Origin of the sequence: Litchfieldia sinesaloumensis (assembly GCF_900156865.1) — a bacterium.
Classification (GTDB): domain Bacteria; phylum Bacillota; class Bacilli; order Bacillales; family Bacillaceae_L; genus Ferdinandcohnia; species Ferdinandcohnia sinesaloumensis.
Map to the genome: position 1 here is coordinate 33,488 of NZ_LT732529.1, position 13,256 is coordinate 46,743.

Consider the following 13,256-nt stretch of genomic DNA (forward strand, 5'->3'; position numbering starts at 1 on the left):
AATCATGAATCCTATGATAAGATTAGTAAATTAACTTACTTTTGAACACATTCTTTGGGTAATCTATATAAATAAAGTGAAGAAGGATTAGAATGAAATACAATCAATCAAAAGCCCCTTCTATAATAAGGCAGGCTCTTCAAGTAAATAAGAAACCTTTTCCTTGGTTAAAAGCATTTAGTGCAGGGGTAGCTGCTGCTTTACCAGTTATGATTGGGCTCTTCTTTGGGAGTTTACAATATGGACTAATAGCGGGCTTAGGCGGATTTACCTTTTTATATGTATTCAACATCCCATATGCACAACGAGCTAAAAAAATAGGTTCAGTTGTTTTAGGTTTAACGTTTGTAACATACTTGGGGACAATTAGTGCCCCTTATCCGCTAGCGGTTGCAATCTTAATGGGTATTATTGGAGCTGTAGCCATTTTTATTTTTGGTGCATTGAAAATTGCGGGGCCGTCCGCTATCTTCTTTGTGCTCGTTTTTGCCATGGCTACAGGAATGCCTATCAATCCAGATGAAGCATTCCTAAGAGCTGGATTAGTATTCCTTAGTGGGTGTTTATCGTGGATTTTGGCCATGGTAGGGTGGCTTTATAACCCCAATGGTCCTGAGTCTGGTGTAGTGACTAGAGTTTATTTACAACTAGCTGAACTTATGGATTCTATTGGAACGAAAAGATTCAATGAGGCGAAGCATAAGATGATGCAAGTTCTAATTGAATCCGAAGAGACACTTTCAGTTAGTTATATTCCTTGGAAAACAACTGATATGTTTAACCGTTTATATCTATTAAATATGTTTGCAAATGAATTATTTATTTCGGTTGTAGAAAACTTTTCAAATATAGATAAGACGTTGCCTAAAGAATTCGGACAACAAGTCCAAATGATTGCAAATTCAATAAACAAGCGTGGTAAAAGGGAAAAGAGAGTGATCTTACAGCAAGAGAATATGGAAATGGAAATGCACGTAAGAAAGTTATTCGCTATTATCAATAATGCTAATGAAGTACTCGAAGAACCAATTGGTAATGTAGAAAGATCAATTCAGTTTGACAAAGCGTCTTTAAAAACGATTTTTATGGGGGCATTTGATAAAAACTCAATTGTACTCATTTCGTCCGTACGCTTCGGAGTTATCACAGCAATTGCTGCCATTATTGCTTATCAATTTGAGTTTGTTCGTTCTTATTGGGTACCGTTATCTTGTGTAGCAGTGATGTCAGGTGCAACAATTGTAGCGACATTACATCGTGCGATACAACGATTTTTAGGTACGATAATAGGAATTGCAATTGCAGGTATTATATTAACCTTTCATCCAACGGGTTTTGTAATTGCTTTGTTTATCTTACTATTAACATTTATTACCGAATTGTTTATTGTAAAAAACTACGGACTAGCTGCACTGTTCTTCACGCCAAATGCATTATTAATGGCTGAAAGTACAAGCCAAGGTTCATTTAATTTTACTTATTTTGCACAGGCTAGGTTTATTGACATTGTAATAGGGAGTGCGATTGGATTAGTCGGGGTCTATATAGTAGGTAGAAAGTCTGCTTCAAGCAGGATTCCGCATTTACTGAGTAAAACACTTCGAAGTCAAGCTCAGTTTCTTATGGTTCTATTTTCAAACCAGGGAGAAGGTTTTGATGCAAGAAAGAGCAGAGAAAGAATGAAAATGAGGACGAATTTAACTAATTTGGAGACTTTGTATAATACTGCCTTAGGTGAGATACCGCCTAATCGAAAGGCATTAGATTACTACTGGTCAATCTTATTTTCAACGAGGCATCTAGGCTATTTATTAGAAAAATGTTCAAAGGAAACTAGCAGGTCAAAGCTTTCCGATGAAAGATTAGCGCAACTATTATATTCTTTTGAAACAATGGCAAATGCTACGTCACGAGGTGTTCCGACAAAACAATTAACCATACCTGAGATAGACGGCTATCTTAGTATAAAGAAGGAAATCGAATTTCTACAAAAAGAACTAGCAACTAGGGTTTAGTACAAAAAAAATCACAAAAAGGAATGGAGTTTAGCCTACAGGTCAAACTCCATTCCTTTTTTTATTCTGGACTTAATATAGAACAGTCTAAAAAGGCTACTTCTTCAACTGTTGCTCTACAATATCTCCGACGACAGGCAGTTTATACCACTTACCTTGATAAGCCTGGTACATCAACAATATCCATAAGACTAAGGATAGTGGAGATGCAATCAGACTAATTAACCAGCCAATGATAGGAATGAAGGATAATACCGTAGTGATAATAAATATGGCAACGAATACAAAGATTGACTGTAAAGCATGGAAACGAACGAAACGGTTTTCTTTTTCAATCACCAGAAAGATAATCCCGGTGATTGGCCCCAACACATAGCTTAATAAGCCTGCCACATTATCAGTTAAACCTGTAGAAGTTTTGTCTTGATTTTGTGGCTCTTGGTTCTTTTTTTCCTCATCCATCTTTTGTCCCTCCTAACTTTCTCATCATATTGACATCTTTATATGACTATTGTACTTTTCTCAATAATATTCGGATTATTGTTATCGCAAGTCACTTTCTTGTTTGAATACAATTACGTAGACTTTGGAAAGGTAATGAAAAAGAATAAAAGGAGATTATCTATTGTGAATCCAGAATCAGGTCAAGCAACGAATGAAACAGTAGCAAAGCTCATATTGAAGCAATTAGAGATGTGGGGAGTAAAAAGGATTTATGGGGTTGTGGGAGATGCAATCATTGGATTAATGGATGAACTAGCAAAACAGGATTCCGTCCAATTTATTGCGGTTAAACACGAGTCAGTTGCTGCAATGATGGCTTCTGCTGAGGCGAAGTTAACAGGAAGGATAGGTGTTTGCCTTGCAACGATGGGCCCAGGGTTAGGAAATTTGCTTAATGGACTTGGTGATGCCTATATGGATAAGGCACCCGTTCTAGCTATTACCGGACAGGCTCCTACCAAAAAAATCGGAACTGACTATAAGCAATACCTAAATCAACAAGAATTCATAAAACCATTAGCAGAGTACACGACATTGCTTGCTCACCCTGATGCCGTTACAGATATATTGATTAAGGCGATGAGTACATCACTTGTCCGAGGAGCGGTTACACATCTTTCCATTCCTAAGGATCTCTTCTCAATGAACTCAAAAGCAAAACTTCATCATGAGCCAAAAACATTAAAGGGCAATTCTGTAATTGTTGAAAAGGAGATTGCACCTGTTATTGAACGAATGAAAACAGCTGAAAAACCAATGATCTTAGCAGGTCTAGGGGCAAAGGGGGCTGTTCGTGAAATAGAAAAATTAGCAGAACATTGGGGAGCTGGTATCCTAGTTAGTTTAGGTGCAAAAGGAGTCTTTCCACATTCAAGTAAGAACGTTTTAGGAGGAATCGGCCAAGGTGGGAATCCCCATGCAAAAGAGCTTTTTCAGCAAGCAGATGTTGTATTGGTAATAGGAAATCTTTGGTGGCCAGATGGTTATGTACCACTGGATACGAAAATCGTTCAAATCGATGTTGAAAAGGAAAATATCGGTAGGGGTATACCTGTTGAGCTAGGTATAATAGGTAAAGCTGAAACGATTGTCCCCTTTTTAACTGAAAATCTGCGGCCAGGATCAAGTAATCAAACTTGGTTATCGGACATTCAAACTGCAAAGGAAACATGGGAGAATGAAAATGAACAGGAATGTACTCAAACGACTACACCTATCCATCCGTCTCGAATTGTAAGAGCAATCGAGAATACTGTAAAGGACGATGCCATTATAACTCTCGATACAGGTGATGTAACGGTGTGGTTTAATCGTAATTTTCGGCCGACAAATCATAAGCTCACTTTTTCAGGAGAATGGAGAACGATGGGATTTGGTTTACCTGCCGCACTAGCAGCTAAATTATGCTTCCCTGAAAAGCAGGTCGTTGCAATTGTGGGTGATGGCGGAATTGAAATGACACTGGCTGATTTATTAACAGCCATACGTTATAAAATAAATATTACCGTCATTATCTTCAATAATCATGCGCTACAAATGGAGCGGGACAAAATGATTGCGAGCGGTAGTGAGCAAAAGGATGTTGACTTAACAAATCCTAACTTCGTAAAAATTGCCGAAGCCTGTTCCTGGAAAGGGTATTCGGTGGCTGAAGAAAATGACTTAGAAGATATTATAAAAAAAGCACTGCTGGAAGATGAACCAACTCTCGTAACGGTTGAAACAGCACCAATCTTCCATCCAGAAACCCAAGGCTAAATAGGGGATAAGAGTTTCTATTATCATTAGTGGCTAATAAATAAAATAAAAAAGTTCACGAATGCTGGTAATCCAACGTCTGTGAACTTTTTTTATTATTTAAAACGCAAACACATGGTTACCTATCGTTGTTGAAACAGTTCGACTTCTTAAATAGGTGCTTGATGTTTTATCAGGGTTGTAGAAAAACAAAGCTCCATTTGTTGGATCTTCCCCGTTGAGTGCCCGTTTTGCTGCTTCTCTGTTTTGTTCGGTGGGTTTAGCAGTATTGATTATTCCAGTTTCTGCTGGTGTAAATTGATAATACCCGTAGCTCTTTTCAAATAGTACCTCTTTGACTGAATTAGGGAATAAGGGACTCTTTACACGATTCATAATAACCGCACCAACGGCAACTTGCCCTTCAAATGATTCACCTTTCGCTTCGCTATGTATCATTTTCGCAAGCCATTCCACTTCTTCTTGGTTTTCTACTGTTTCTTGTTTGGCGGTGAGCGGTGTTTCGGCTGGAGCAACTGAAACCCCATTAGGAATCGTCAATATCTGTCCAATCGACAAAACATCTGACGATAAGTTATTTGCAGCCTTAATCGCATCAACTGTAGTCCCGTTTCGTTGGGCAATGCTATATAACGTATCACCAGAAGTAACTTTATGTGACGTTCCGTTTGTTTGAGTTGGAGTTGCTAGCCCAGTTGGAATCGTCAACGTTTGTCCAATCGATAAAACATCTGACGATAAGTTATTCGCTTTCTTGACTGCATCAACTGTAGTCCCGTTCCGTTTGGCGATGTTATATAATGTGTCTCCCGAAACTACCTGATGTGTACCGACATTTGATTGAGTAGGAGAAGCTTGGCCAGTGGGAATTTTCAAGGTTTGCCCGATACTTAATAGATTCGATGTTAAGTTATTTGCTGCCTTAATGGCATCAACTGTAGTCCCGTTTTGCTGTGCAATACTGTATAACGTATCACCGGTAACAACCTGATAGGTCTGCCCATTTGGTTGAATCGGGGTTACGGCAGGGTCTATCGGGATGATTAGTATTTGTCCGATTTTTAACAAATTTGAAGATAAGTTATTCGCCTTTTTTATGGCATCAACGGTAGTCCCATTTTTTAGTGCAATGCTATACAGTGTATCACCAGATGATACAGTATAGGAAGTAGAGTTAGTCTGTGTTTTTTTAATAGATGGTTCTGCTGCAGATGCCTGTGTTACCGGTAATGTTCCAAGTCCTAATGTAGATAAAAGCACGCCTCCCGCCATAATTTTAACAGTCTTAACCTTTAGGGTAGGAAACATTCTTTTTACAAACCTCTTGGCTACCACTTTCATATTGGTCTCTTCAATTTTTAGGGAGGTACCTAATTCACTAGAAAACTCTGTTAGATTTTCATCTACGTATAAGATAACCTCACAGCCGTCTTCATTTTCGTTTATCTTGTAATGTGTAAAAGGTTGCAAGTATTTCACCATCCAATTATCCTTTTCTACACATTACTATCCCCATGTTTTCTATTTTTACAAACTCATTTTTTTCTAATAATGCGAAAGCCATAATACACAGAGAATGCATTAGAGTCTCTATTGTGCTATTTTAATACATAGTGAATTTTTATCTCTTCCAACTCTTAAGGAGGCAGTATGAAACGGATATCAATTATATATACCGTATTAATTATTACTTTTATAACAGCGGTAGGGTTTTCAATTTATTTTTATAAACAAGTACAATCATATAATAAGGAAATGGAAGACGCTGTTTCCCCGGAGGTTTCCTTACCAAAACATCATTTTGTGTTAATTGTTGAAGAAATGAAACATGAGTATTGGCAATTAGTTGGAGAAGGAGCAAAGGGTGCCGGAGAAACGCATAATGTTATTGTTGAGTATATCGGACCAGAGAGGTCTAATCCAGAGGAACAGTTAAAGCTATTTGATAAAGCAATCATGTCAAAAGTGGATGGAATTATTGTACAGGGACTAAACGAAGAATTTACTACTATGATTAACAAAGCAGAGAGTCTAGGTATTCCGGTTATCACGATTGACACAGACTTACCCAAAAGCAAGCGCCACGCCTATATCGGATCAAATAATTATGTGGCGGGGCAATTAGCGGGAAAAGCATTGGTTGAAGATACAAACGGAATTGCAACTGTCGGTATCATTAGTGGTAGTTTAGAATATCCCCATCACAAGGAACGTGTAGAAGGGTTTAAAGATGTTGTGGAGCTAGTAGAGGGGATTGATATAGTAGAGATTGAGGAATCAAAGATTACAAAGGTTGAAGTAGAAGAAAAGGCCTATAACCTTTTAACCGAACATGAGAATATCACAGCCTTGTTTGGAACAAGTTCATACAACGGGATTGGTATCGTGAATGCAGCAAATTCTTTGGAAAAAGAACATGATTTGTATGTCATTACCTTTGACCCAATTGATGAAAATATGGAGTTATTACGTAGTGGAGACGTTAAGGCGATTGTGGAACAGAATCCTTTTGAAATGGGATATAGAAGTGTAGAAACAATGGTAGACATAATGAATGGCAAACAAATTCAAGAAGTTACTCATACCAAATCATCAATCATACGTAGTTCATCAGTAGAAGAGAGAGCAAGTGGTGGCTCCTCATGATAAAGATTAGGACGAAATTACTTATCTATTTTGCAACAATCTTATTTTTAATCGTTCTCTTGTTTTTCGTTCGTGATCAGAGTAACCAAAGAATCATGGAACTAAACAATGAAAATGATGCGTATTTGTTTCTCTTAAATGAAATCGCTAAAAAGACGAATCAAACATTTGATGCATTACAAATTTACGTTAATGAGCCTTTGCAAGAGAATTTGTCAGTCTATCAAGAAAATAAAGAACAGATAATTCAGCTTCAGCAAAGATTTTATGAAATAGAAAATGAAAGTATAGCAAAGAAAAATTATGTGAATCTCATGGTTAGTTTCCTGGAGCAAACGGAAAAGACAGTTGATGCAGTGGACAAGCAGGATATCGAGTCTTATTCTCTTCTTATAAATGAAGCAAATAAAACCTCTACCTATATTTATGAAGAAACTCTTGACTTAATAAATAATGAGCTTAGTCATTATCATGAATTATCAAAGCTAATGGGTAAAAAGATTTCGTCTATGAAAAAAATGAATATAACCATTCTTATTGGTATTATCCTTTTAAGCGTTATCTTCGCAATTTGGTTTTCTAATGGCATTACTAGAACCATTGAAAAACTTACTCGAGCAGCCCAAGAGATATCTGCAAGGCGATATACTGGGGAGGATGTTGTTGTCTCGAGAAAGGACGAACTCTGGTTTCTAACGAAGACATTTAATGAAATGAAGAGAAATATTCTCGAATCAATGAGTGAGATAGAAGAAAAAGCAAAAATGGCCCAATTACTAAAAGAAATGGAATTAAAAAGCTTACAAAATCAGATTAATCCTCATTTCCTTTTCAATACGTTAAATACCATTTCCAAAACCTCTTTTATAGAGGGAGCGGAAAAAACGAGCGATTTAATAGCCTCTATCTCGGCCCTGCTTCGTTATAATATTGGTAGTCTTGACCGGCAAACACTATTAAAAGATGAAGTGGATATTATTAGAGAGTACTTTTTTATTCAACAGTCGCGGTTTGGTGACCGTGTTGAGTTTATTGAAAACATTGATCCGAACTGCCTAAGCATCTCTATTCCTTGTCTAACGCTTCAGCCAATAGTTGAAAACGCATTTATCCATGGAATTGAAGGTATGGCGGAGGGAGCTAGAATTGAGTTAATTATTTACGAGGATAACGACTTTGTATGTATAGAGGTAAGGGACAACGGGGTAGGTATGGACTTAGAGACACAACAACGCTTGATGAATGTAGATGACAATATAGAAGCGAACGTGCCGAAAAAAGGAACCGGCCACTCAACTGGAATTGGTATGAGAAACGTAATTAGCCGACTTTCACTGTTTCAGAAAGAAAGTAAAGTTGAGGTTGTATCAAAAATAGGAGAAGGCACTACAGTTCGAATTAGATTGAAAAAGACGAATGGGTAAGAGGGGATTTCTTATGGTTACGGTCATGCTAGTGGATGATGAACAGGTTGAAAGAGAAGGTCTTAAGCTGATGCTTAGTAAAAAGCGGTCTAATTTTGAAATTGTAGCTGAGGCTAAAAACGGGAAACAAGCTGTCGATTTCGCAATGAAACATAAGCCGGAATTAATCTTTATGGATATAAAGATGCCTGAATTTGATGGACTAGAAGCTGTAAAGAGAATACAAACTGTCCTTCCACATACAAAATTTATTATGGTATCAGCATTTGATACATTTGATTATGCTCGGGATGCGATGAAATTCGGAATAAAAGAGTATCTATTAAAGCCTAGTAAAGTATCTGAAGTACTTGAGGCTTATGATCGAATGGTCGAGGAAATTGAGGGTGAGAAGAAAAAAGAAAGCGAAATCGCACAAATCAACCGCCGCCTAGAAAGGGCAAGCTCATTTATTGAGACAGAGTTTATTGTTTCATTCATTATGGATCACGTTCACGAATTTAATCAGAAAGATTGGGAAGAATGGTTAGACCTTGACTATAAACAAGGTTTTGTGGCTGTATGTACGTTTGAATCTGATCAGTCACAGCCTAGTCGGGAAGAAAAAAGCCATTGGTATCGCGTGTTGAAGCAGAGCATTCATGATCAATATTCTCATTGTTTAGTAGGTCCTTTGACAGGCTTTCAAGTACCTGTCTTACGATTTTTAACAGATGAAGAAATTACGGATCAAGCAAATAGAGAAGAATTTGCTAGATCCATTATTCATCAAGTTCAACATTCACTAAAAGGATGCCGTCTATTAGTAGGGATAGGAAGTATTATTTCTGATGTTAACCAGTTTTCTACTTCATATAAGGAAGCAATTGATGCCCTTGAGCTAGTTTATACTCAATCTAGTGCATCATATATGGTGTTTACTGAACGAATTAAGCAAAACCGCAAGGAATTAGTTCCTTTTGAAATCGAAAAAGAGTTAGTAGATGCCGTGAAAAAAGGGGATAGCCAGAAGGGGTTACACATGTTTGAACTTTACTTTCAGTCTATCCTACAAGCATCTGACCATAAAGTTAGAACGGTTCACAAGGCGATAGAGAATTTCTTTATTGTATTAGCACGGTCAATAAAAGAGCTCGGATTCGAAGAGGATATCGTAACAAGCTTGGGACAATTCGATACTTCCATACAGATAAAAGAAGCAGCTAAAACACATCTCCAGTTGATTATTGAACGTTTGGCAGAATATCGTGCGAATGGTGTACAAACACTGTTATTAAAGGCAAAGGAATTCTTGGATAAGAATTATGAAAAATCCATTTCCCTAGATACAGTTGCCGAACAAGTTGGAATTAGCTCGTATTATTTAAGTAAGTTATTTAAAGAAAGATTTCAACATACAATAATTGAGTATTTAACGAATATAAGACTAGAGAAAGCCAAAGAACTATTATTAAGTCGTGTGTCTTTAAAAGAAATCGCACTAAGTATTGGATATAAAGATCCAAACTATTTTAGTAGGGTGTTTAAAAAGGAACTTGGAATGAGCCCAAGTGAATATCGAGCGAAATATCAACGATAAACAACGATTGAACAGTCGTTGTTTTTTTGATGTGAAAAATTTTTAAACCTGCAATTAACTCAAAGTTTTATACGCACTATCTTGTCCGATTTGTATAGAAACGCAAGATAGTCTAGAAAATAGCAAGAAAGTGAAGATGAAAGCGAAAACAATAATGCGTTTACATGATAAGTTAATTACATAGAAATCAAATGTCATCTACCGATTAGTAAAAAAGAAAACGGAATCATAAACGATAGTATCTCGTTATGTAGAAGTAATCTTGGAATTTGGTGGATCACTATTATAAAGAGTGTAAGGGTTATCATAAAGAATCCTTTCCAAGGTAAGAGAGGGGGAAGAAAGAGGATAGCCTCTTTCAAAAACGCATATGAAAAAAAATAGTACTTTTTCAATTGTATTAATCACACTTGTTGCAACCCTTGGTGGTTTGTTATTTGGTTATGATACAGCGGTCATCTCTGGAGCAGAAGGAGCGCTTCAAACCTATTTTACAGATAGTTTAGGTTTAAGTTCGCTTGTGCATGGTATCACTGTATCAAGTGCATTAATTGGTTGTATTATTGGTGGTCTTGTATCAGGTTATATTGCTTCTAATATTGGAAGAAAATATTCACTCGTAGTAGCAGCTGTTTTATTTATTGTTTCAGCGCTTGGGTCCGCATTTCCAGAATTCTTATTTTTTACAAGAGGCGAACCTTCGATGGAACTACTGATTACATTTAATATCTATCGGATTATCGGTGGTATTGGAGTCGGGCTTGCTTCAGCTGTTTCACCAATGTATATAGGAGAAATATCACCTCCAAAAATTCGAGGAACTTTAGTATCATTAAATCAATTTGCCATTATTTTCGGTATGCTTGTTGTGTATTTTGTAAACTGGGGAATTGCCAAAGGTCAAACAATTGAATGGATCAATGATATCGGATGGCGCTATATGTTCCTATCAGAGACAATTCCGGCAGTCCTTTTCCTAGTTCTATTATTCACAGTACCTGAAACACCTCGTTATCTTGTTCTAAAGAACCAGGACGAGAAGGCAATGTCAGTACTTAATAAGCTATATGAAAAAGCTGTTGCAAAAGCAACGTTAGTTGAAATCAAATCATCTTTTGATAATAATAAAGCAAAATCAAAGCTTTTCTCATTCGGAAAGACAGTTGTTGTAATTGGAGTTCTGTTATCAGTGTTCCAGCAGTTCGTTGGGATTAATGTTGCCTTATATTATGCACCACGAATTTTTGAAAGCATGGGAGCGGGAAGAGATGCTTCTATGTTTCAGACAATTATTATGGGCTTAGTCAATGTTGTGTTCACATTGATAGCGATTTTCACTGTAGACAAAATTGGTCGTAAACCGCTTCTAATTATTGGTTCAGTAGGTATGACAATTGGGATGTTTGGAGTAGGTGGAATGGCCTTTTCAAACACAATTGGAATTGCTACATTAATCTTTATTATTATTTATACAGCATCATTTATGATGTCTTGGGGACCAGTGGTATGGGTACTTCTTTCAGAAATTTTCCCTAATAAAATTAGGGGTCAGGCCTTAGCAATAGCTGTAGCTGCACAGTGGGCCGCAAACTACTTTATTTCTTCCACTTACCCAGCGATGATGGAGTTTAGTGGAGGCTTAACTTACACATTCTACGGAATCATGAGTCTTCTTTCAGCAATCTTTGTGTGGAAGTTCATTCCTGAAACTAAGGGTCAATCATTAGAAGAGTTGGAGAATATGTTGAATCTCTCTAAAGACAAAGATCAAGAGAAATCACTAGATGAAGCAATTTAATTTCATAAAACGCGTGGTATGGTTTATGAAAACGCTCCACCGAAAAACGATAAACTGTATACCGTTTACGACTGAATATCAGAAGAAAAGCCAATCCACTGTACCGATTCCAATTAGCCCTTTCACAAAATTTAAAACGGGAATCTTAACAGATGAGCCCCCGGTAATTAAAGGTTGCTGTGGAAAAGTAATTTTACCTTCTTGTATTATTAAGAAACACTCACATTTGTGGGTGTTTTTTGATTAAAACCGTTGAGCACTTGTCTGTAAGGTATGATAGACTTAACGCATACGGAAAGACTATGAAAACTGGAAAAGATGCATATCCTGTTTTAGTAAAAAAGTTGAAAAAGGAGCCATTAGTATATGATTAAAGTTGTTTGTAGGATTAAATTAAAAGAAGGAGTAAGTGTAGAAGAATACCTTGCACTTGCTAAAGAAGTTATTATAGAAACTCGAAAAGAAAAAGGTTGTATCACATATACAATTAATCAAGATATCGAAGACCCATCCTTTATTTCTATGCTTGAAGAATGGGAAAATCAGGAGTCCCTAGATAATCACCTTAAAGCGAAACATGTTTTGGAAATTGTTCCTGAGCTTAGGAAATTACGAGAAAGTACAGAGCTTAACCTATATAAGGAATTGTATTAATTCCGCTTTGAATAAAAAAAGAAGCCAAGTCTGTTGAATTGGCTTCTTTTTTTGTAAAATAAATCGCGCATTTACTGAATTAAGTTATAAAAACAATCTTTCTAACTCTAATGGTTCGATATATTTTCCATCTTTATAGGCGCGCATATTTCCACCAGAGATTTCATCAATCAATACAATTTGCTTGTCATCGCCAGTACGTCCAAATTCGAATTTGATATCATATAATTCAATGCCTTTTGCAGCTAGTTCCTCTTTAACAATACCACCGATTTGCACGGTAAGTTCTTTTAATACTTGATATTCTGTCTTAGATAAAATGCCAAGCATGTCCAAAGCATCTTCACTTATTGGGGGATCTTCACGGACATCATCTTTTAAGGTTACTTCAACAAATGCATCCAAGGCTTGTCCTTCTTGGGCATATTGACCATATCGACGAAGAAAACTACCTACTGCACGATATCTGCAAATAACTTCAATCCCATTACCGAATACTTCGGCCGGTTTTACTGTCATCGTTGCTTGTTTGATATCAGCGTCAATATAATGAGTTGGAACATTTTTTTCTTTTAACACTTCAAAGAAGTATTGCGTTAATTTTAATCCTGCACGACCTGCACCTTCAATTGTTAGACCCACTGTATTAGCCCCTGGATCGAAGACGCCATCAACGCCAGTGACATCGTCCTTAAACTTTAATAGATAATGACTATTTTCTAATTTATACACATCTTTTGTTTTACCGCTATATTTTAGTTCCATGCCAATCCCCTCCTGAGTAGTCCACCAATATGATTATCATAAAAGTAAAACTATTGTTGTACAAGTGCAAATTATAAAAAAATGAGTTGGTAACGCTTAACTAGGTGACTTTT

The 13,256-nt window shown here is 36.7% G+C and carries 10 protein-coding genes; 7 read left to right on the forward strand and 3 right to left on the reverse strand.

Translation table 11 applies throughout. The features are described 5' to 3' along the window. Positions 1-92: 92 nt before the first annotated feature. Positions 93-2,015, forward strand: coding sequence for an FUSC family protein (locus CZ490_RS00230; protein WP_077616987.1), 1,923 nt, complete (start codon positions 93-95; stop codon positions 2,013-2,015). A gap of 96 nt (positions 2,016-2,111) precedes the next feature. Here the strand turns inward: CZ490_RS00230 and CZ490_RS00235 are convergent, their stop codons facing one another. After that, positions 2,112-2,477: a DUF4870 domain-containing protein gene (locus CZ490_RS00235; RefSeq protein ID WP_077616988.1), complete on the reverse strand. Its 366-nt coding sequence runs from the start codon at positions 2,475-2,477 to the stop codon at positions 2,112-2,114. A 165-nt stretch (positions 2,478-2,642) separates the two neighbouring features. Here CZ490_RS00235 and CZ490_RS00240 point away from each other — a divergent pair, with 165 nt between their 5' ends. After that, the gene (locus CZ490_RS00240) at positions 2,643-4,277 is read left to right on the forward strand and encodes a thiamine pyrophosphate-binding protein (protein ID WP_142255312.1); all 1,635 of its coding nucleotides are present in this window, start codon (positions 2,643-2,645) and stop codon (positions 4,275-4,277) included. A gap of 99 nt (positions 4,278-4,376) precedes the next feature. On the opposite strand, the gene CZ490_RS00245 is transcribed toward CZ490_RS00240, so the two are convergent. Then, positions 4,377-5,759, reverse strand: a complete 1,383-nt coding sequence (locus CZ490_RS00245) for a LysM peptidoglycan-binding domain-containing protein (RefSeq protein ID WP_077616990.1) — start codon at positions 5,757-5,759, stop codon at positions 4,377-4,379. A 168-nt stretch (positions 5,760-5,927) separates the two neighbouring features. Between CZ490_RS00245 and CZ490_RS00250 the strand changes: the two genes are divergently transcribed. From CZ490_RS00250 to CZ490_RS00275, 5 genes are all read left to right on the forward strand, one after another. Continuing rightward, positions 5,928-6,923, forward strand: coding sequence for a sugar-binding protein (locus tag CZ490_RS00250; RefSeq protein WP_077616991.1), 996 nt, complete (start codon positions 5,928-5,930; stop codon positions 6,921-6,923). After that, positions 6,920-8,347, forward strand: a complete 1,428-nt coding sequence (locus tag CZ490_RS00255; RefSeq protein WP_077616992.1) for a sensor histidine kinase — start codon at positions 6,920-6,922, stop codon at positions 8,345-8,347. The genes CZ490_RS00250 and CZ490_RS00255 overlap by 4 nt, the downstream gene beginning before the upstream one ends. Positions 8,348-8,360: 13 nt before the next feature. Next, a complete protein-coding gene (locus CZ490_RS00260; protein WP_077616993.1) occupies positions 8,361-9,926 on the forward strand; it encodes a response regulator in 1,566 nt (521 codons plus the stop codon). A 370-nt stretch (positions 9,927-10,296) separates the two neighbouring features. Continuing rightward, a complete protein-coding gene (xylE, locus tag CZ490_RS00265; protein WP_077616994.1) occupies positions 10,297-11,724 on the forward strand; it encodes a D-xylose transporter XylE in 1,428 nt (475 codons plus the stop codon). Between the two features lie 366 nt (positions 11,725-12,090). Continuing rightward, positions 12,091-12,378, forward strand: a complete 288-nt coding sequence (locus CZ490_RS00275) for a putative quinol monooxygenase (RefSeq protein WP_077616996.1) — start codon at positions 12,091-12,093, stop codon at positions 12,376-12,378. An 84-nt stretch (positions 12,379-12,462) separates the two neighbouring features. On the opposite strand, the gene CZ490_RS00280 is transcribed toward CZ490_RS00275, so the two are convergent. Continuing rightward, positions 12,463-13,143, reverse strand: a complete 681-nt coding sequence (locus CZ490_RS00280) for a phosphoribosylaminoimidazolesuccinocarboxamide synthase (protein WP_077616997.1) — start codon at positions 13,141-13,143, stop codon at positions 12,463-12,465. Between the last annotated feature and the right edge of the window lie 113 nt (positions 13,144-13,256).